Annotated in this window: 20 protein-coding genes; 6 read left to right on the plus strand and 14 right to left on the minus strand. The window is 34.3% G+C overall.

Annotation, left to right across the window (positions count from 1 at the left end):
* Positions 1-6 precede the first annotated feature (6 nt).
* The 12 genes from J2S15_RS09035 to J2S15_RS09090 form a co-directional block, all read right to left on the minus strand.
* Positions 7-546, minus strand: coding sequence for a GNAT family N-acetyltransferase (locus J2S15_RS09035; RefSeq protein ID WP_307407518.1), 540 nt, complete (start codon positions 544-546; stop codon positions 7-9).
* A 140-nt stretch (positions 547-686) separates the two neighbouring features.
* Positions 687-1,304, minus strand: coding sequence for a flavodoxin family protein (locus J2S15_RS09040; protein ID WP_307407520.1), 618 nt, complete (start codon positions 1,302-1,304; stop codon positions 687-689).
* Positions 1,305-1,314: 10 nt separating this feature from the next.
* Positions 1,315-1,713 (minus strand): secondary thiamine-phosphate synthase enzyme YjbQ, encoded by a 399-nt coding sequence (locus J2S15_RS09045; protein ID WP_307407522.1) that lies wholly within the window; start codon positions 1,711-1,713, stop codon positions 1,315-1,317.
* Positions 1,714-1,731: 18 nt separating this feature from the next.
* Positions 1,732-1,995: a YkoF family thiamine/hydroxymethylpyrimidine-binding protein gene (locus J2S15_RS09050; RefSeq protein WP_307407523.1), complete on the minus strand. Its 264-nt coding sequence runs from the start codon at positions 1,993-1,995 to the stop codon at positions 1,732-1,734.
* Positions 1,968-2,651 carry a class I SAM-dependent methyltransferase gene (locus J2S15_RS09055; RefSeq protein WP_307407525.1) on the minus strand — a complete coding sequence of 228 codons (684 nt, stop codon included), beginning with the start codon at positions 2,649-2,651 and terminating at the stop codon, positions 1,968-1,970. Before J2S15_RS09055 ends, J2S15_RS09050 begins: the two co-directional genes overlap by 28 nt.
* A 210-nt stretch (positions 2,652-2,861) precedes the next feature.
* Positions 2,862-5,783 (minus strand): AAA family ATPase, encoded by a 2,922-nt coding sequence (locus tag J2S15_RS09060; RefSeq protein ID WP_307407527.1) that lies wholly within the window; start codon positions 5,781-5,783, stop codon positions 2,862-2,864.
* Entirely contained in the window at positions 5,780-6,928 is a 1,149-nt protein-coding gene (locus J2S15_RS09065) for an exonuclease SbcCD subunit D (protein ID WP_307407529.1), read from the minus strand. Before J2S15_RS09065 ends, J2S15_RS09060 begins: the two co-directional genes overlap by 4 nt.
* Before the next feature lie 68 nt (positions 6,929-6,996).
* Positions 6,997-8,673, minus strand: a complete 1,677-nt coding sequence (gene ilvD, locus J2S15_RS09070) for a dihydroxy-acid dehydratase (RefSeq protein ID WP_307407530.1) — start codon at positions 8,671-8,673, stop codon at positions 6,997-6,999.
* 84 nt (positions 8,674-8,757) lie between these two features.
* A complete protein-coding gene (gene ilvC, locus J2S15_RS09075) occupies positions 8,758-9,753 on the minus strand; it encodes a ketol-acid reductoisomerase (RefSeq protein ID WP_307407532.1) in 996 nt (331 codons plus the stop codon).
* A 17-nt stretch (positions 9,754-9,770) separates the two neighbouring features.
* Complete coding sequence (gene ilvN, locus J2S15_RS09080) at positions 9,771-10,271, minus strand: acetolactate synthase small subunit (protein WP_307407534.1); 501 nt, start codon at positions 10,269-10,271, stop codon at positions 9,771-9,773.
* Positions 10,272-10,283: 12 nt separating this feature from the next.
* Entirely contained in the window at positions 10,284-11,942 is a 1,659-nt protein-coding gene (gene ilvB, locus J2S15_RS09085) for a biosynthetic-type acetolactate synthase large subunit (RefSeq protein ID WP_307407535.1), read from the minus strand.
* A 209-nt stretch (positions 11,943-12,151) separates the two neighbouring features.
* Positions 12,152-13,576: a vWA domain-containing protein gene (locus tag J2S15_RS09090; RefSeq protein ID WP_307407537.1), complete on the minus strand. Its 1,425-nt coding sequence runs from the start codon at positions 13,574-13,576 to the stop codon at positions 12,152-12,154.
* Between the two features lie 94 nt (positions 13,577-13,670).
* Here J2S15_RS09090 and J2S15_RS09095 point away from each other — a divergent pair, with 94 nt between their 5' ends.
* The 6 genes from J2S15_RS09095 (at position 13,671) to J2S15_RS09120 (ending at position 18,304) form a co-directional block, all read left to right on the plus strand.
* Positions 13,671-13,880, plus strand: a complete 210-nt coding sequence (locus J2S15_RS09095; RefSeq protein ID WP_307407539.1) for a hypothetical protein — start codon at positions 13,671-13,673, stop codon at positions 13,878-13,880.
* On the plus strand, positions 13,861-14,475 hold the full coding sequence (locus J2S15_RS09100; RefSeq protein ID WP_307407541.1) for an L-threonylcarbamoyladenylate synthase: 615 nt from the start codon (positions 13,861-13,863) through the stop codon (positions 14,473-14,475). Before J2S15_RS09095 ends, J2S15_RS09100 begins: the two co-directional genes overlap by 20 nt.
* Positions 14,472-14,921: a ribose 5-phosphate isomerase B gene (rpiB, locus tag J2S15_RS09105; RefSeq protein WP_307407542.1), complete on the plus strand. Its 450-nt coding sequence runs from the start codon at positions 14,472-14,474 to the stop codon at positions 14,919-14,921. The genes J2S15_RS09100 and rpiB overlap by 4 nt, the downstream gene beginning before the upstream one ends.
* Positions 14,918-16,144 (plus strand): serine hydroxymethyltransferase, encoded by a 1,227-nt coding sequence (glyA, locus tag J2S15_RS09110; protein ID WP_307407544.1) that lies wholly within the window; start codon positions 14,918-14,920, stop codon positions 16,142-16,144. The genes rpiB and glyA overlap by 4 nt, the downstream gene beginning before the upstream one ends.
* Positions 16,145-16,233: 89 nt before the next feature.
* Positions 16,234-16,971, plus strand: coding sequence for a peptidylprolyl isomerase (locus tag J2S15_RS09115; RefSeq protein ID WP_307407546.1), 738 nt, complete (start codon positions 16,234-16,236; stop codon positions 16,969-16,971).
* Between the two features lie 139 nt (positions 16,972-17,110).
* Positions 17,111-18,304 carry a serine hydrolase domain-containing protein gene (locus tag J2S15_RS09120; protein WP_307407548.1) on the plus strand — a complete coding sequence of 398 codons (1,194 nt, stop codon included), beginning with the start codon at positions 17,111-17,113 and terminating at the stop codon, positions 18,302-18,304.
* A gap of 42 nt (positions 18,305-18,346) precedes the next feature.
* On the opposite strand, the gene J2S15_RS09125 is transcribed toward J2S15_RS09120, so the two are convergent.
* Positions 18,347-19,975 carry an oligosaccharide flippase family protein gene (locus J2S15_RS09125; RefSeq protein ID WP_307407550.1) on the minus strand — a complete coding sequence of 543 codons (1,629 nt, stop codon included), beginning with the start codon at positions 19,973-19,975 and terminating at the stop codon, positions 18,347-18,349.
* A 131-nt stretch (positions 19,976-20,106) separates the two neighbouring features.
* A complete protein-coding gene (locus tag J2S15_RS09130; protein WP_307407552.1) occupies positions 20,107-21,780 on the minus strand; it encodes a hypothetical protein in 1,674 nt (557 codons plus the stop codon).
* Positions 21,781-21,908: the final 128 nt, after the last annotated feature.

Below are 21,908 nucleotides of genomic sequence, written 5' to 3' on the forward strand. Positions count from 1 at the left end.
TAAAACTTAAGTATTCATCCATTCATCACGAAGTACACCATAACCAACTGAGTCATAATAGACTCCATTGTAATAACGTACTTTACGAATCTGTTTTTCTAAAGTAAAACCAAGATGTTCACCAATCTTCATCATACCTGGATTACCAGACCATGTAGTATATCCTACACGCTGAATTTCAGGGTATTGATTAAACAACATTGTTGTGTATTGTTTAATACTAATTGTTCCAATGGATCTACCCCAATAATTATCATCATAGATGATAATACCCATTTCTAACCAACGAGTATCTCTGTTTTCCCAATAATGAGAAACTTGTCCAACCAAGATGTCATTATAATAAATGCCAAGACGATGATCAGATTCCAGACTTTTCTTATTATCAATCAGAAACTGATCATAGCTGACAGCTTTGTATTCATTAAAATATGGGGCATTGAAATGTACCCAAGAGTAATCCTCTTCTTTTTCACTTATCTCCCACAAACGTTTATAGTCGCTTGAAGGAACTTGCTTTAATACTATTTTATTGTTTACGTTCATAAATCCTCCTAATAAATAGTGAAGGGTTATTTTATGTACGCCCTCCTCATACAACTAGTTAACTGTTTCATGTAAATTCTCCTCTCTGTTTCTATATTTAGTATAGTTTATTAAGCAGAATATATCAAACAACTGTTGTCTTATCGGATAAAGTTTGTTCCTCTTTTCTTATTTACTGGTGTATCAATTCCATTTGCTTTTCCAACTTCAATACACTTTAGTAACCAAGCCATATTTTTACCTAATGCGTACATAACATCCATACCTTCTTCATCTTGAAGAACCTCTTCTGGAGTATGACCATGTACTTGATTCCAGTATGTAGATGATACAACTGGCATTTCATTGATAGTGAAATACTTATTAATTACATCCAATGAACTTGATGTACCAGCTCTACGTGCACTTACAACACTTGATGCAGGTTTGTGTTTGAATTCCTTTCCACCAGCATAGAATACACGACTAAGTACATTTAATAGTTTTCCTGTAGGATGTGAATAGTGAACTGCACTACCAAAGATAAATCCATCACATTCTTTTGCTTTCTCGATGATTTCATTCACAACATCATTAAATACACATAACCCAGTTGTTTTACACTTTCCACAGGCAATACAATCTTGAATTGGTTTTGCCCCTAAGCTCATAATCTCTGTTTCTATATTTTCTTCATGTAATGCTCCTGCAATATGATCAAGTGCAGTATACGTACATCCTTTTGGATGTGGACTCCCATTAACTAATAATACTTTCATTGTGTCTCCTTTACTCACCAATGACTTTGATGTAATAATTTCTTCTTCTAGGTCCATCGAATTCACAGAAATAGATTCCCTGCCAAATACCTAAGACCAATCTTCCATCTTCAATAATAATAGTTTTCTCACAACCCATAGCACTGCATTTTAAGTGAGCAGCACTATTACCTTCCATGTGACGAAATTCTTCGCGATCAGGGAAAGTTTTGTCTAATGCATAAAGCATATCATGAACAACATCAGGATCAGCATTCTCATTCACAGTGATTCCTGCTGTTGTGTGAGGACAAAATACAACACAGATACCTGATGTGACTCCACTCATGGAAACCGCATCAGAAACCTTTTTTGTGATGTTATAGAAGCCTTCATTATCAGTAGATAGTTCTTGTTTTACAACTCTCATAATAATTCCTTTCTAAGTTTATATCTCACAACCACAGGTGTTAGAAATAACTACACACATTGTGAAATTACTTGTTGTTTTATCTGTGATAGTTTGTAAGGTTTTATATACAAGTGAAGATGACCCTTTCATAATAGTAGACATATCATTAATTGTATAATCTAAATTACTGCTTTGGATAATTTCTAAAACCTGATCAATATCATCTATGTAATCTTCTTTTCCTAATGGATAGAAACTTAACTGACAAGATATTAATTTTTCTTTTTGAATTTCACGCATACAAACCCTCCTTTATCTTCTTTCTTTTTATACTCTGCTTCATGTTGTTTATCATATTCCTCTTCGTTTAAAGTAGGAGAAAGATACAAGCATTCTTTAAAGTCTACAACTTGATTGTTATCTAGATTCTTCAAATCTTCTAATGATAAGAAGGTAGCTTTGGCATATGCTGTATCTTTGCATATATCACTTGTATAAAGCTGATACCATGAGCCACCCTTTTGAATCGTTCCAATAATAATCGAACCATTTGGCTTTAATAAGCGTTGCATTTCCTTATAGATAAGATCTGGATAAGGCATAAATTCAAATGCAGTAACAGAAATAATACAGTCAAAACTTTCATCTTCAAAACTAGTATTCTCTGCATTCATTTCGATAAACTGAATCTTCTCATCTTGTTGTTTTGCTTTTGCATGTTTCAACATATTACCAGCAATATCAATTCCAACACAACTATATCCCATATCTGCAAATTTATAAGTAAAGTTACCTGTACCGCAACCAACATCTAACATCATTGCATTTTCTGGTAAATCAAGAAGGGAAAAGATTGCTTCACTTTCAAGTTCGTCAACAAACTTACCCATCTTCGTCTCATACCATGTATCATAATCTTCTGAAAACTGATTAAAAATCGTATTATTGTTTTTCATTTTCTCTCCCTTATGTTTCTATTGTAACTGTACTACCTTGCTGACTTCTGCTTACCACAATCTTTTGATCAATTTGTGCTTTTAATTCTTCCACATGGGAGATAATACCGACCATGCGATGACTGTCAGCCAGTCTTCCAAGAATTTCCATTGCTTTATCAAGAGAGTCACTGTCTAATGAGCCAAATCCTTCATCAATGAATACAGTGTCTATCTTAATTCCACCAGCAATATTCTGTATAACATCACTAAACCCAAGGCCAGAGAAAGTGCTGCCTTGAATGATTCTCCTCCTGAGAGCGAGCGAACATCACGACGTTTTCCTGACCATTCATCCAGTACTTCCAGATCCAATCCACTTACACTTCTTAGATTTACTGGATCCTCTTTTCTAAGTAATGAATATCGCTCATCACTCATAATAGAAAAGTGTTTGTTTGCTTCGCTAAGTACATAATCGAAATAAGTAGCCTGAACAAATAACTCAAAAGTGATTCGCTGTTTCTGACTCAGATTACCATTGGCAGTATCTGCCAGAGGTTTTAAGCTTTGTAAGGTTTGTTCAAGTTCGCTGTTTTGCTTACGAATCATTTGAATATCATTCAGTACTTCTTGATTTGTTTTGATGAAATGAGAATGATGATCAATTTGTTCATCTAACTCACTCTCTTTTAATTTCTCAACTTGAATCATATCTTCTAAACTTGTCAGATCAATCATCGATTTATCTTTGGTAGCTTCCTCTAAACGAGTGATTGCTTCATTATTTCTGGATTGATTATTCAAAAATTTATTTACTTCATCCTGATAACTATCTATCTGAGTTTCACTTAACCGATAAGGAGTTATATCAATATCTTTAAATGAAGCTAATTCATTTTTCAATTTGGTTTGCTCTTCAGCTAATAAATTTATATTCTCCTGAATCGACTTATTATTGGTTTGTAAGATAGTAGAGTCTTTAGTGATAGAATCTTCAATAGCTTTTATCTGATTACTAATATCTTCTTTTTTCTTTTCATATTCTTGAATCTGCATTTCCATCTTTTTCAATTCTTGTACTGCAATATCTTTTGAATCATAAGCAAGTGCTTCCTTTTGGTTCTTTGCAGTCGTTTGAAGTGTAGTTACCTGTGTTGATAATTCCTGAACATTTCTTTCAGTATCTTTTAGGCCTGATTGAAGTGAAGTTACTTCATTATTAAGCATTACAAGTTCATTTCTTTTGGTATTTAGTAATTGTTCAATAGAAAGGGACTCTTTTATTTCTTGCTGTAACTGATTCAACTCGTTTATGGTTGTTTCTTTCTGTGTGTTAATTACATGTGTTAAATCAATGTAATTTGATAGTTCAATCGATAATGATAAAGAAGAAAGAAGTTCTTCACTTTTCTCTTTACGATTTTCTTGTCGTATATGCAGACTGTCGATTGATGATTGTATTGTTTCTCGCTTTTTGTTTAGATCCTCTTTTTGTTTTCTAAGTATTTCAACTGCATCAAGGGTAACGCTACTATCAATCAGTTTAGCAGGCTGTGGATGGTTTGTAGAACCGCATACCTTACAAGGTTCACCTTCAACCAGTTCCTCTGCCAATAGTCCTGCTTGTTGTTTAAAATAGATGGTTTCTGTGCTTGTTAATTCAGATGATTTTTGGTTGTATTGCTCCAGAACATCTTTGATACTTAGTTGATATTCGCTTAATTGTTTCTCATCCTTATGATAATCTTCTATAAGAATAGAGAGCTGTTGTAATTGCGTTTGCGTAGTCTCCAGTTGTTTTAGCTGAGTTCTATTTTTCTCTATTGATAAAGATATCGATTCATTCTTTTTGATATAAATATCTGCATTTACAATCATTTCATTTTTACTTTGAATTGTTTGTTCAATTTGTTTTTGTTGCTGTTGCTTATTAGCTAACGTTTTATTTACAGAATTAAGTTTTGATATTGTCTCATCATATGCAGTAAATTGAGGTAACGAATTTTCAATTGCTTTTACTTTATAGGATAATTCAGAGAAATCATTCTCTCTTTCATTTAATGTTGATAATTGTTCTTTGTAGTTATTCAACGATGTGTTGTGATTACTAATTGAAATAGTAAGTTGCTTGTTTTGTTGTTCACTACTATTAATCATAGAAGTAATTCTTTGGATATTATCTTCAATTGGTTTGATTTGTCGTAGTACAATTTTTGCGTTTGTAATCAACTGTTTCTTTTCTTCTATTTGAGGTAATTGTTCTTTTAATTGTAGTTGTAAGTTTTTCTCTTTTTCCAACTCTTCAAAATTTTTATTAATGCTAATTGCAGTTGCTTGCTGTTGATAGAGTTTTGCTAAGTTTGTCTGCAATATTTGTTTTTCTTTTAATTGTTCTTTGTTTTCTGTATTAAGTTCCTTAATGTATTGCTCTAATAAAATAACAAATTCTTCTACCTTGTAGGATTCCCCTTTTACATTTAAGAATGCTGGATATAAGTCATGATTCTCATCAATTTTGACACGATCTTCATTGTCCAATATCTGTTGTGATTTTTGTGAATACTGACGTTGAACCTCTAGATACTGATCTCTAAGTTTCAGTTGTAGCTTTTCAAAGAAATGAGTAGAGAAAACTTTACGAAAGATTTCTACTCGATCACTACTAGAAGCAAATAAGAATTTTAGAAACTCTCCTTGGGCAATCATTGAGATTTGTTTAAACTGTTCTCTGCTTAATCCAAGTAAATCAACAATTGTTTCACTTACATCACTGCTTCCGCTTGCGATAACATCATCAGCTTTTAAATAAGCATCTGCATTTTGTTTGGTAACACCATCACCACGTTTTGCTTTTCGCTCATATGCAGGATTACGACGTAATGTATAAATAGTGTCATTATGTTCAAAAACTAACTCTACATAAGTTTCAATATCGCTTTCAACAAAATCACTTCGAAGCATTTCACGTTTACGATTATCTCCACTTGCTTCGTTGTATAATGCAAAGCAGATAGCATCAAAGATGGTTGTTTTTCCTGAACCAGTTTCACCTGATATCAGAAACAATCCATTTTTGAAATTTTGAAAATCAATTGTAGTAAGGTCAGCGAAAGGACCAAATGCGCTCATTGTAAGGGTTAATGGTCTCATAAATCCTCACCTGCTTTCTCGATTGTTTTGGTTAATATTTCTTGTTGTGATTTTGTTAGTTCACTGTTGTTTTGCCATTTATAAAACTTTTCAAATAATTCAATTGGTGTATGTTCATATATTTCCTGTTGTGATAATACAACTCGTTTCTGATTGTTATCACTACGACGATTCTTAAATGAAATCATCATTACATTCGGATAAATACTGCGTACCTTTCCAATCGCATCAATAATCTCTTCTTCATCAGTTAAGGTAACTGCTACATAATTATTTGATGGATAGTCACTTAAAGTTTTCTTATCAAGAATATCCTGAATGGTACTTTCAAACATAACCATATCATGAAGAGGTTGCAGTTTAATGAACTCTAATTGAATATTTCCTTTTTCTTGATATTCAATAATTGTTAGAGATTTATCAATGTTTGCCTCAGAAAAAGAATACTTAAGTGGGGAGCCACCATAGCGTATATATTTACTTCCCATTGCCTGTGGTTTGTGAATATGACCAAGTGCTACATAATCAAAATCTTTGAATACATGGATATCAACATTATCAATTCCACCAAGGGTTTTGGTTTCTGATTCACTCAACTCAGGTTCTTTATTACTTGCAGTCACAAACTGATGGGCTAATAATACATTACGTTTATCTGTATCTACTTTATGAATGTTTAAAATTTCCTGTACAGCTGCTTCATAAGATGGTGCTTCAGTACCAAGAATATGATTCACATAAACTGGTTTCACAAATGGAAGTAAATGAAATACGATTTCTCCAAATTCATCTTCTAATGTTACGGTTTGGACATGTCCTATGTAACGGGCAGAGATATAAATATTAGAATCTTTAAATATCTTTTGTCCAAAGTTTAACCGATCAGCTGAATCATGGTTACCTCCAATCATAAGAACTGGTAAATTTCTGGTATGTAATTCACTTAGAAAATTGTCCAATACTTTGACAGCTTCAATTGGTGGGATATTTCGATCATAAATATCACCACATAATAAAACACAGTCAATTTTCTGTTCATCAATGACTTGTAGTGTTTGATTTAAAATATATTTCTGATCTTCCAACATGGAAAATTCATTTACTTTTTTTCCAATATGCAGATCACTCATGTGTAAAATTTTCATAATTCACCTCATAAAAAAACATCAACGATACTATTATTATATCACTGATGTTTTTAATTTATATTGGTTTATTTCATTACTGCGCCTTTCGCAGCACTGTCTACAAGTTGAGCATAACGTTTCAACCAACCAGTCTTAACGTTAGGTTCTCTTGGCACAAAAGTTTTGCGGCGTTCTGCGAACTCTTCATCGCTGACTTTTGCTTCAATTTTATATTCAGGAATATTGATTTCAATTTGGTCGCCTTCTTTGATCAGACCAATTTCTCCACCACTTGCAGCCTCAGGACAAACATGTCCAATTGATGCTCCACGACTTGCACCACTGAAGCGTCCATCCGTGATTAATGCAACCGTACGATCTAACTTCATACCAGCTAATGCACTAGTAGGGTTTAACATCTCACGCATTCCAGGGCCACCTTTAGGACCTTCATAGCGAATAACTACAACATCACCATCGACAATTTTTCCATTGTAGATTGCATCAATTGCGTCTTCTTCACAGTCAAAGACTCTTGCAGGACCTGTATGTTGCAGCATTTCCTTAGCTACAGCACTACGTTTTACAACACAACCTTCTTTTGCGATGTTACCAAACAGAATGGCAATTCCACCAGTTTTAGAATATGGTGTTTCCACAGGTTTGATTGCATTTGGATTTGTATTGTAGATATTCTTAATATTTTCACCAACACTGAATCCAGTTACAGTTGGTAAAGTTAAATCTAATAAGTTCTTTTTTGCAAGTTCATTTTGAACTGCAGGAATACCACCAGCAGCATCTAAGTCTTGCATATGAGTATCACCAGCAGGAGCTAAGTGACATAGGTTAGGAACCTTCTCACTCATTTCATTGAACATATTTAAGTTTAAGTTAATACCTGCTTCATTTGCAATAGCTAATAAGTGAAGTACACTATTTGATGAACATCCAAGTGCCATATCACAAGCCAATGCATTACGAACTGCTTTTTCGGTAAGGATATCACGAATCTTAATATCATTTTCAACCAAGTTCATGATTGCCATCCCAGCTTTCTTAGCTAACTGTGTTCTCTTTGCACTGATTGCAGGAATTGTACCATTACCAGGTAATGCAATTCCAAGTGCTTCACTTAAACAGTTCATTGAGTTAGCAGTATACATACCAGCACAAGATCCACATCCCGGACAACTGTTTTGTTCAACTTCTGTTAATTCAGCCTCAGTAATTAAGTTTGCTTTAAATGCACCTACTGCTTCGAATGTTTTTGATAGAGATACCTCTTCACCATTTACATTACCTGCAAGCATTGGCCCGCCTGAACAAACAACTGCAGGAATATTTAAACGGGCAGCTCCCATGATCATTCCTGGAACGATCTTATCACAGTTAGGAACAAGTACCAGCCCATCAAATGCATGTGCCATGGTCATTGATTCTACACTGTCAGCAATTAGTTCTCTTGAAGGAAGTGAGTAACGCATTCCTGCGTGACCCATTGCAATTCCATCACATACACCAATCGAAGGAACTTCAATTGGTGTTCCACCAGCCATACGAATACCATCTTTTACTGCCTGTGCAAGTTTATCAAGATGAATATGTCCAGGAACAACTTCACTGTGTGCACTAACCACTCCGATCAAAGGACGGTCCAGTTCTTCTTTTGTATATCCCATTGCATAGAATAAACTTCTTGCAGGGACTTTTTCAGCACCAAGAGTTACATTGGCACTACGTAATTTTTTCTTATCGATCATGTCTCTACTCCTTTAAACAGTCTTGCAACTGTTCTAATCTCTAATATTCTTTCGAAAATAGAAGGCATATGCCTTCTATCTTTTTTATTTCTTTAACCAGCTCATCATTTTTCTTAATTCTTTACCAACTTTACATAATAATGTATCGCTTTCTTTTCTACGAGTTGATAAGAATTTAGCTTGTCCACCAGCGTTGAATTCTTGAATGAATTCAGAAGCAAATGTACCATCTTGAATTTCTCCAAGAACTTTTTTCATTTCTGCTCTAGTGTCTTCTGTAATTAAACGTTTACCAGTACGGTAATCTCCATATTCAGCTGTATTTGAAATTGAGTATCTCATCATTTCAAATCCACCACTGTTAATTAAGTCAACAATTAACTTCATTTCATGGATACATTCGAAGTAAGCCATTTCTGGTTCATAACCAGCTTCTACTAATGTTTCGAAACCAGCTTTCATTAATTCAGTAACCCCACCACAAAGTACTGCTTGTTCACCGAATAAATCAGTTTCAGTTTCTTCTTTAAATGAAGTTTCAAGAATTCCAGCACGTCCTGCACCAATTCCACAAGCATAAGCTAAACCAAAGTCTTTTGCTTTTCCACTCTTGTCTTGGTATACAGCAACTAAACTAGGAACACCTTTTCCTTCTAAATATTGAGAACGAACGGTATGTCCAGGTCCTTTAGGAGCAACCATGATTACATCAATGTAATCTGCAGGAACGATTTGATGGTAATGGATGTTGAATCCATGTGCAAACATCAATACGTCTCCTTCTTTCATATGTTTTTCTACTTGAGTTTTATAGATAGCAGCAGCACTTTCGTCTGGTACTAACATCATTACGAAGTCTCCAGCTTTTGCTGCATCTTCGATTTCCATAACTTTTAATCCAGCTTCTTCAGCTTCTTTCCAGCTTTTAGAAGTTTTTCTTAAACCAACTACAACATTCACTCCACTGTCTTGCAAGTTTAGTGCATGTGCATGTCCTTGTGAACCATACCCTAAAATTGATACTGTCTTTCCATCTAATAACCCAAGGTTACAATCTGTGTCATAATACTTCTTAATCATTTCTATATTTCCTCCCGTTATTCTGTCCCTACAAGGGGACCTCTAGATATACCTGTAATTCCAGTTCGACAAACTTCAATAATTTCATAGCAAGCTACCATTTCCATAAAACCATCTAGTTTTTCTGGAGCACCTGTTAATTCAACAATCATACTGTCTTTTGACAAACTAATAATTTTACCGCGATAAATATCAACGATTTCTTTTACTGCAGAACGAGTCTCTTTTGTAGCAGAGATTTTCATTAATAGAAGCTCTCTGTATAAACTGTTCTCTTTCTCCAATAAAAATATATCTCTCACAACCTCAAGTTTTTGAGTTTGTGTTAAGATCTGTGATAATGTCTGCTCATTACCTGTAAATACAATTGTAATTCTTGATAATTCTGGGTTGTCGGTTGTTGAAACCGTCAAGGAATCAATGTTGAAGCCTCTACGACCAAACAAACTGACTACACGAGTTAATACATTTGCGTGGTTATCCACAAAGATACTAATTACTTCTTTTTTATTAGCCATGTTCTTCCTCCCTTAATCAATATATACATCATCAATGGTTCCACCATTTGGAATCATTGGAAGTACTTTCTCTTCACGATCAATCAGACACTCAATCCAAACTGGACCAGTTTCCTTTAATGCTTTTTGGAATACATCATTGAACTCTTCAATCGTTTCAGCACGATAACCTTTTGCACCAAATGCTTCTGCAAGTTTTGGGAAATCAGTTTTACGCTCTGGTGTTGTCTGAGAATAATGCTTATCATAGAAGGTTGTCTGCCACTGATATACCATTCCAAGAACTTTATTGTTCATGATTACAGTAATAATTGGTAAGTTCTCACTTACAGCAGTACAAGCTTCATTTAAGTTCATATGGAAACTTCCATCACCAGTGATGTGAACAACGCGTTTATCTGGACAACCAATCTGAGCACCAATTGCTGCTCCATATCCATAACCCATCGTTCCTAAACCACCACTTGTAAGGAATGATTTCGTATTTTTATGTTTGATGTATTGAGCCGACCACATTTGGTGCTGTCCTACATCTGTTACATAAATTGTATCATTATCTGTTAATTCATTAATAGAAAATAAGATTTCTTTTGGACGAAGTTTAGCATCCTCCAATTTCATATCTACTTCCTGACGCCATGAGTCAACTTGTTTTACCCAATCGCTGTGATTGTCCTCTTTTACTAATGGTATCAGTTTGTTAAGTGCATCTTTGATGTCCCCAACAATACTGTAATTGATTTCTACATTCTTATTAATTTCACTCGCATCAATATCGATTTGAATAATTGCTGCTTTCTGTGCAAAACGTTGCGTGTTTAATGCAGCACGATCACTGAACCTTGCACCAAGTACAATCAATAAATCAGCTTCCTGTACGGTACGGTTAGCAACCATACTACCATGCATTCCCAACATTCCCAAGTTTTTAGGATCATCACAATCGATAACTCCTGCAGCCATAATTGTATAAGTAGCAGGAATATCTGCTTTCTCAATCAATTTTGCTACTTCATCTTTTGCATCACTCGCAACAACTCCACCACCAAAATAAATCATTGGGCGTTTCGCTTCGTTAATTACTTCAGCGATTTCCTCTACCTGACTCATTTCAAATTCAGGTGTTGGATGTAACTCAAGTGGTTTACCTGGAGTGAACTCACATAACGCATTTGAAACATCTTTTGTAACATCAATTAATACAGGTCCTTTTCGACCTTCGTTTGCAATACGGAATGCATTTCTTAACGCATCCTCCAAATCTTCTACACGATTAACGAAATAATTGTGTTTTGTAATTGGCAGAGTCACACCAGTAATACTAATTTCCTGGAATGCATCACGACCAATTAGACTATCAGCAACATTTGCAGTAATCGCAACCATTGGAATACTATCCATAAACGCAGTTGCAATACCAGTTACCAAGTTTGTAGCTCCTGGACCACTAGTTGCGAATACAACACCAGTTTTACCAGTTGCTCTAGCATATCCATCAGCTGCATGAGCAGCTCCTTGCTCATGTGCTGTCAAAACGTGTCTTATTCTGTCTGAGTAGTCGTATAAAGAGTCGTAAATAAAGAGCGCAGCTCCCCCAGGGTACCCAAAGACGGTATCCACCTTGTGCTCCATCAATACTTCCATAATAATTTGCGATCCTCTTAATTTCATAGACTTTCCCCCATTCATACATTTCTTTTCTATATAAATATAACGAAGTATATTATAAATATTATAACGAGGTTTCACCAAATTGCAACCTAAGATGGCATAAAAATTGATAAAATTTTCATATTTATGAAACTGTTTCATAAATTTACAAGATGTTTTCATAAAATTTCATAGGCAAAAAGAAAAGGTTGCGATTGCAACCTTATATATTATCTACTACTTTTACGCTTAAAGAATGAAACAAATACCATTGATGAGATACCTACAACAGCAATCCATAAACCAATATTTGTAGCGTCTCCAGTAGCTGGAGCAGTTGATGGTTTTGCAGTCGGTGCTGTAATTGTTTTCACAGGAGCAGGCTTTTCAAAACTTACTTCTACTTTGTGATCATTTGCAATACCAGTTAATGCATATGCATCGCCATCTACACTTTGAGCAATATCATTATCTTTTAATGACACTAACTCATAACCTTCATTTGCACTAAAGCTTACGGTGTGTGATGCACCTCTACCAACAAAACGTCCAGAAGAAATAATTCCATTTCCATCCGATTTTGTTGTGATTTGATAAATTGGTGCATCTACTGACAATTCACTTGTCTTTTGTTTTGGCTGACCATTATCTACATAATCATAAGTGTAAGTTACAGGAATATTATTTGCTGTGTAACTTTCACTTGCTGTAGCTTTGGTTTGATCAATTTTAATTCTGAACTGAATTGTATGTGAAGAATTCGGTGCAACATTCAGGTAATTTGCACTTATTTTTCCATCAGCACTTGTAATCGATGCAGCTGTTGTTGCTTCTACAGAATCTTCTACAAGGGTGAAGTTTTCAGGTACAACGATATCTACATTTACTTCAGGAACACTTGATTGAATTGCTGTTGCAATATCTGTGAACACAGTACTTAAATCATCTGTAGATGCATTATAGTATTTCCCAGAAGATGTATCTTGTGCTGCCAGATTAACTAATGTTGTCTCTGCTGAAGAACCAGCATAAATTTCATAACCAATTGTTTTGATTGTTAATCCAGGATACGCACTCAGAAGTGCAGCCGTAGATGCATTATATCCAGCAACATCACTAGTATCGCCATCTGCCAAGACAACTAAAACTTTTTTCGCATCACTGCGACCATTCGTATCAAATTCATTTTTTACTTCATCGATTCCACTTCCCAAATACGTTAATCCATTTGTTGAAATTGTATCGATTGCAGCATGTGTGTCAGTAACTGAATTATTCAGATGAATATAATTGGTTGCATTGGAACCAAAACAGATAACACTTACATTATTGTTTGGGTTTGCTAAGATTTCTGATGCAAATGTTTTTGAATTATCTTTTGCAGTTGCAAGTGGAGTACCACTCATACTTCCTGAATTATCCAATAATAAAACAACATCCAGCTTCTGGTTAGAAGCACCAATCTCTTCTAGCTTCCCATCAAACCCAACAGTTACCAGATATTCATCATCTGTTCCATCAACGACAGATGTAGAAATCGTAGCTGTTTCATTTGTTGAAATGGAAACCGCCCCCACGTTCGCATTCATAAGTATCAATGAGAAGATAAATATGAAGCTAAGACTAAGTCCTTTAAATTTTCTTTTTGCTTTCATTCAAACCACCTTTCATGTATGATTATGTTGTCATACACTATAAAGACGAATTAAATATAAAAAAAGTCTCACAAATTAAAAAAATGGAGGAACTATGAAAATTTTAGAAGAACCATTATTATTAAATAACCTAAGTGATATGCTGGATTTTACGCAGCAGAATGAAAATGATGTTACCTTAGTGAAACGATCGCAGAAAGAAGCAATTGTCGCAATGTCATTAAAGCAGTATAATGATTTACAAGCAAAAATATATCGTTTACAGCAAGAGGTAAAGAAACAAAATGAAAACAAAGATATTTAAGAAAGAAGAACTATCAACAATAAAAGAGTGGATTAAGGATGGAAAAGTAATTGCCTTTCCTACCGATACCGTGTTTGGGCTTGGCGTTCTTTACAGTAATGAAGAAGCACTGAAGAATCTGAAACAGGCAAAACTAAGAGATGGAAATAAACCAATTCCTATGATGGTAAAATCAATAGAGCAACTAGAAAAGGTGGCCTATGTGGATGAGCGAGTAAAACTTTTAGCAGATCGTTTTATGCCAGGAGCTCTAACTTTGATTTTAAAAAGAAGAGAAAGTGTACCAGCATACGTAAGTGATTATAAAGATACAATTGCTTTACGCATCCCTGATGATAATTTTGTGTTATCATTATTAGAAGAACCGATGCTGGTAACCAGTGCCAATCTAAGTGGAGAAACACCAGGCAAGAATGAACACGATGTGTTACTTCAATTAAATGGACGGATCGATGCAATTGTAGAGGGTGAAGCAAAGAGAGATATACCATCAACAATTGTGGATTTAAGTAGTGATAAGGTTATTATTCTGCGTGAAGGTGAGATTTGTGCAGATGATATAAATGAAACATTAACAAAAGGAGATAAGAGATGAAAGTAGCAGTAGCATGTGATCATGGAGCATTTGAATACAAAACAAGAGTAGTTGAGATTTTAAAAGAAATGGGACACGAAGTAGAAGATTTTGGAACTTATGATACCAAATCAATGGATTATCCAGATAGTGTTTATCCAGCAGCAAAATCAGTAGCTGATGGTAAAAACGAGAAAGGAATTGTTCTTTGTGGAACAGGGATTGGTGCAAGTATTACCGCAAACAAAGTAAAAGGTATTCGCTGTGCCCTAGTAAGTGATTTATTCACTGCACAAGTAACAAGAGAACATAACGATTCTAATGTTTTGGCAATGGGTCAGAGAGTCATTGGTGAAAGTATTATGGAATCAATTGTTCGTATTTGGATGTCAACTGAGTTTAGTGAAGATGCACGTCATATCACAAGAATTGATAAAGTAGCAAAGATTGAGGAGATAGAACGATGAAAGATATTGAAGTAAAGAAGGCAATGGATTTAGAAGCAGATCGTCAGTTATACAATATTGAACTGATTGCTTCAGAAAACTATGTATCAAAAGATGTACTTGAAGCAGCAGGATCAATCCTGACCAACAAGTATGCAGAAGGATATCCTGGAAAACGCTATTATGGTGGGTGTGAATATGTGGATATTGTTGAAGATTTAGCACGTGATCGCTTAAAAGAGATTTATGGTGCACAACATGCAAATGTTCAGCCACATTCAGGTTCACAAGCAAATATGGCTGTATACTTAACCGTATTGGAACCAGGAGATAAAGTGTTGGGAATGGACCTTGCAGCAGGTGGCCACCTTACCCATGGTCATCCATTAAACTTCTCTGGAAAACTATATAACTTTGTTTCTTATGGAGTCGATAGAGACAGTGAAGAAATTGATTATGATAAGTTAAGAGAAATTGCATTGGCAGAAAAACCAAAATTATTGGTAGCTGGAGCAAGTGCATATTCAAAAATTATCGATTTTAAAAGAATTGGTGAAATCTGTAAGGAAGTTGGATGTTACTACATGGTCGACATGGCACATATTGCTGGTCTTGTGGCGGCAGGTCTACATCCAAATCCAGTAGAATATGCTGACTTTGTAACGAGTACAACACATAAGACATTACGTGGACCAAGAGGTGGTATTGTATTGTGTAAGGAAGAATTTGCGAAAGACTTAGACCGTAATGTATTCCCAGGAATGCAAGGTGGACCTTTGATGCATATTATTGCAGCAAAAGCAGTATGTTTCTATGAAGCATTACAACCTGAATTTAAAGAATATCAACAACAAGTAGTAAAAAACATGAAAGTGTTAGAAGCTACATTACGTGACGAAGGATTCCGTCTGGTCGCTAATGGAAGTGAAAACCACTTATTGTTGGTTGATGTGAAAAACTCATTTGGATTAACAGGAAAAAGATGTGAGAATGCATTAGATTCTGCAGGTATTACTTGTAATAAAAATGCAATTCCTTTTGATGAAGAAAAACCATTTACTACAAGTGGAATTCGCCTAGGAAGTGCGGCTATGACTTCTCGTGGATTTAAAGAAGAAGAATTCAAAAAAGTTGGATTATGGATTTCAAGAGTTATTAAAAATATTGATAATGAAGATGAAATCAAAAAGGTTCGTGAAGAAGTTAGAGAACTTACAAAAGATTATCCAATCGTTCGTGACTAATCGACACTCGCAAGAGTGTCTTTCTTTTGGTATAATAAAAATCGAGAGATTATTAAAAAGAAAACAAAAAGCGAAAGGATAGTATAAATATGAAAAAGTTTTGGATAGGATTTCTTTGCTTAGGTATATTACTAAGTGGGTGTGGAAGCAGTAGTGATGAAGACACAAAAGAAGATGATACTGCAGACACAACTAAAAAAGAAGAGAAAAAAGAGGAAGAGAAAAAAGAACTAACCGAATTGAAGCAGTTCCCTGAAAGTTTTGCGGATGATACACAAGTAGCTGTTTTTCATACCTCCAAAGGTGATATCACAGTTGCATTATTTCCAGAGGAAGCACCAAAGGCTGTAGAGAATTTTGTAACTCATGCTCAGGAAGGCTATTATGATGGTGTGATCTTTCATCGTGTAATTGCAGATTTTATGATTCAAGGTGGTGACCCTGAAGGAACTGGAATGGGTGGAGAAAGTATCTGGGGTGAAGGTTTTGAAATTGAAGCGAGTGATGAACTATATAATTTCAATGGTGCATTGGCGATGGCAAATACAGGACAGGCAAATAGTAATGGAAGTCAGTTCTTTATTGTTCAAGCATCTACGCTATCATCAAGTTTAGATAATAGTCTACCTCAACTTGTTAAAGAAAAATATCAAGAAGTTGGTGGAGCTAACTGGTTAGATGGAGATTATTCTGTTTTTGGACAGGTAATTTCAGGAATGGACATTGTAAATGCAATTGCTGCAGTTGAAACAGATGAAAATGATAAACCAGTAGAGGATATTATAATCCAAAGTATTACAATAACTACATATGGTGAAATAAAATAATTATAAGGTTTATCAATAGCGAACGCTCGTATTGGTAAACCTTTTTCTTATGTCAATTAAGCAATATATCTATCTTATTGCTTATGATATAATGACATTATTATAGTTTAAATAATAAAATTTATAGAGGGGAAATTTTATGAAGAAGAAATATATAATTATTTCCGTGTTTGCAGTGCTATGTGTACTAATTACTTTTTTAGGAATCTCAGTATTGCAGTATTCAATTACCTATATTTATAGAGTAATAGCAAATCAAGAATCAACAGTAGAGGATTATACTTTTTTTCCAAAAGTAGAAATAAAAAAGAGTGATACAACTTATAAATATAAACGTAATATTGATAATGAAATTGGCAATATGGATATTGAATATCAAGATAGTGATGGAGAAAATAAAAAAGCATTAAAAGAAGTATTGGAAATGAGTGATACAACAAGTTTTCTAATTATTAAAGATGATGAAATCATTTATGATTATTATGGAGAGAATCATGACGAAAGTTCTATTGTGACATCTTTTTCAATGGTAAAATCGGTAGATTCATTATTGATTGGATGTGCAATAGAAGATGGATATATTACATCAGTAGAAGATCCTATTTCGAATTATATAAATGAATTTGAAGGAAAGGAAATTGGTGAAATAACAATTGAAGAATTGTTAGAAATGCGGTCAACTATTGCTTATAGTGAAGGTTCTTTTTTGTGGTATGGTGATGATACACTGACTTATTACTTTGATGATTTAAGAACGCTTGCTCTGGGCAACACAACACTGAATAAAGATATCTCAGGATTTCACTATAATAATTATCATCCATTGTTATTGGGGATTATTTTAGAGAGATCAACAGGAGTATCAGTTTCGCAATATTTGGAAACGAAGATATGGCAACCTATAGGTAGTGAATATGATGCTTCATGGAGTATTGATAGTAAGGAAACATCTTTTGAGAAAATGGAATCAGGACTTAATTTTAGAGCAGTAGATTTCGCAAAAGTTGGAAGTCTTATACTGCATGATGGAAACTGGAATGAGCAACAAATTATAAGTAGTGATTGGATTAAGCAATCATGTTATCCTCAACAAGCCTATAATGAGCAAGAGTATCTGAATACATTTTTAGAAGGAACAGATATTAGCTATAATTATATGTGGTATTCAATACAAAATAGTTATGGTGAAATGGACGTCTTTGCGTGGGGTAAATATGGACAATTTCTATATATATCACCATCACAAAATATAGTAATTGTACGAACTGGAGTAACTGATAATCCAATTGTGAATTGGCCAAATGTACTAATGGAAATAAGTGAATTAAACTAAAAAGGATTACCTTATTATCGAGGTAATCCTTTTTGGTTTTGCTTATTTTTTTATTCTTTTTTTGATAGAACTTAAATTGAAATTAAAAATAGATTGTGGAACATTACATACAGCAGTAATTCCAAAGTAGGCAAGACAACTAATGATTCCCATAACTCCTAAGTAAAGTAGACTTAGGATACGGTTTCCAGTGTAATCAATCATTCCAAATAATCCAAATACTTGAGCGATTAAATAAAATCCTACTAAACCAAGAAACATAAAGAATACTTTACGAAGTGTATACTTCCAATTTACATTGTATGATTTCTGAATAATCAAAACATTCAATCCTGCAAATATTACATAGGCTAAGAAACTTGAGAATACCATACCAGGGACTCCAAACATTGAAATAAACCATCTGTTTGTTGCAATCTTAATAATAGCAAAAATCATGGTTGTAATAATAATCTTTTTTCGTTGTCCCAGTGACATTACAAGAGATGTAAAGATTGGGCAGACAGTAGCTGCCAATCCTTCTAATGCGAAAATTTGTAAGATTTCGGTATAGACTTCTAAATCATTTCCAGTGGGACCATACAATGTATAAATAATCGGACGTGCAAATACAAATAATGCAAAACAGATAGGTAAAGCAATGTAAACAACAGATTCAACACAATTAGATATGTATTTCTTCACTAAGCTAGGTTGTTTCTTTTCTCTTGCTTCCGTTATATATGGATAGATTGCTGAACTAAATCCTGGAGCCAGAATCATTGGTATGGCAATTAATTTCATTGCCTTAAAGTAAACACCATCTTGAAAGAGCGTTATTGTAGCTTTGTCAGTTACTCCATTTGCAGTCAACCCAGGTATAAAATCCCATTGATTTACAAGTGTATCACAGTACCCAAAAGCTGCAGTAATTAAGAATGGTATGGCTAAATAAACGAGTTCTCTAAATATTACAGAAGCTTCAATACCACTACCATCCTGCTGATTTGCAAGTTGTTTAATTGGTGCTATCTTCTTTTTATCGTAGCTCTTAATATAAAGGATCGTAAGAAAACCAGATACTGATGTGGCAATTACTCCAAAATAAACAGCCCACACGCGATCTGCTTGGAAGATATATATTGCAATACAACTCGCACCTAAAAGGAATACGATACGAACAATTTGTTCAATTATTTGAGATGCAGAATAAATTTCCATTTCTTTTAATCCTTGATAAAATCCACGAAAACTGCTTAGTATTGGAATGATAAATACAGCAAGTGACAAAATAATTAATGTAATTCTCATAATCCTAATATTATTACTACCTTCAATTATTTGCTGAGCAATTGGAGCACTAAAAACTACCATGAAGCACATACAAATAAAACCTAATGCTGTCATGGTGTAGAATGATATTTTTTTGACTAGTAATGCACTTTTATAATCACCTCTTGCAACATAACGAGCTACAAGTGTAGCGACAGCAAAAGGCAAACCTGCTGATGCAATCATTAGAATATATGAGTAAACATTATATCCTTGAGAATAAATAGAGCGGTTTGCCTTGGTTTGAAGAATTGTATCAAAAGGGATAGTATAAAATAAACTCAAGAATTTGGAAATTAATAATCCAGCGCTTGAGATTAAACCACCAGCTAATAATGATTGTTTTCTGTTATTATCCATTGTTTATTATTCCTTCATAATTAGTCTAATTGTACATAAATAGTGTTGCATTTGCAACATTTCAAGAAATAATAAAAAGTCGCAAAAGAAAAAAATAGAATATTGAATAAACAATATTCTATCGTATTAAATTAACTGTGTTTACGTTTTGAAATAATAATATATACTACCTCAATTCCTAATAGTCCAATTGCATAGAACAGCAAGCGATTATTATTGTCACCTGTCTGTGGTGCAATTGTACTTGGTTTATTAGCTGTTTGTTTTTCCTTGCTGGTTGGTGTTTGCGGTTTTATATTAGGTTTTTCAGTTTCTACTTCAATTTCTTTTTCAGGTTCAGGAGTAGGTGCTGGTTTCTCTGGCTCAGGTACAGGTTCTGGATCCACTTCTGGTTGCGGTTCTGGTGTTGGCTTTGGAGTGGGTTCTGGCTCTGGAATAGGATCAGGGTTGTTTGGTTCTGGCTCGGGTTCAGGTTGTGGTTCAACAATCTCTTTATCTGTTTTTACTGTAATTGAAAAACCAAAGTCTACATAACGAAATGAGTTAAACGCATTTGGTAAATCCATCCCTATATCAAGTGTATCAATTGTAATGATATCACCATCTTCAATCCATGTATCTTTTACAAATGCTTGTTCAATAGCAGTGGTTGAAGTATCCGTTTTATCAATATATTTTTTTAAACCAATTGCTGGTGCTTCATAGTTTTCTACACCAGTAACATTGATTGGGTATTGGACATTATCAAATGTAATTCTCATACAACGATCATATAGATATTCATATCCCATTGCCAATACTTCAGGGTCACTTTCTAATAAGTTGTAAGTTTTTGTATATGGGTAGTCTGCAGGTGTGAACTTACCACTTCCACTAAATACTCTGGCAACTCCCCAAGTCTGGAAATATTTCAATGATCCATCACTTAAAGCATTTGCAGGTATATAGAAATCATCAGTCCCACCACGATTGCCTTTATAGTTCATAATCGTACTTTGACCATCGGCACCATTTACACTTCCACTACTTCCACTTCCTAAAATGTTTGTCTTTTCAACAATCGATAATTCATCTAACGAGTTTACTCCATAATATGCTTTTAAAAATTGTCCATAGGTTCTAGTTGAATCTGCTTCTAATGTAATATCTACACCTTTACTATTTTTGAATGTATTCTTCTCTTTAATTTTTTCTTCTAAGTTATTCATTTCAATTAGTGTAATCGTAGGTGCACTTGTCTTTTTATATAAAGAAATGATTGCAGGATTGATACAGCGTAATGGAGCGATAACACTACGAACAGGTAAGCCATCAAATCCAGTTGCATTTAATGTCATATCTGAAATCTTGTTTCCCACTAACATTTCATATGGATCACGCCATGCCTGACCCCATCCATAACCACTACCATCTTCTAAAGTAGCACTATTCATATCAGGAATAAATGGTGTGTTTGCTTCAATCTGATTTACTGTATCAAACTCATAATCTTTGTAGGTAACTTTGTATCCTGTATTGTTTACAATCTTTACTGGTACATGAGTTACACGATTTCTCTTGGTTCTCATCATATATGACATATAGTCTGCCAATGGATCTCCATCGATGGTAATCTCACCATTCTCATCGATATCTTCTTCACTCAATGTGTATACAAAATATCCATCTTCATTTGTTGTGATTGAGTTGTTTTCATCAAGCAACCAACTACTTGTTGTAGTAGCAGATACACTTGCTGTACCTGTAAATAATCCAAAGCATAGGGTTGATACTATACTAAATAATATAAGTCTCTTTAATTTCATGTTCTTTCCTCCATTTTTGCGACTGTGCTAGAATATCATGAGAAAATGAATAGATAGGAGAAGATGTTATGTAGGTAAAATAAAATGTAACCAACGAAAAGTTCATGATATAATGAGATGAAGGATGT

This window comes from Breznakia pachnodae, assembly GCF_030814225.1.
Lineage (GTDB): Bacteria > Bacillota_I > Bacilli_A > Erysipelotrichales > Erysipelotrichaceae > Breznakia > Breznakia pachnodae.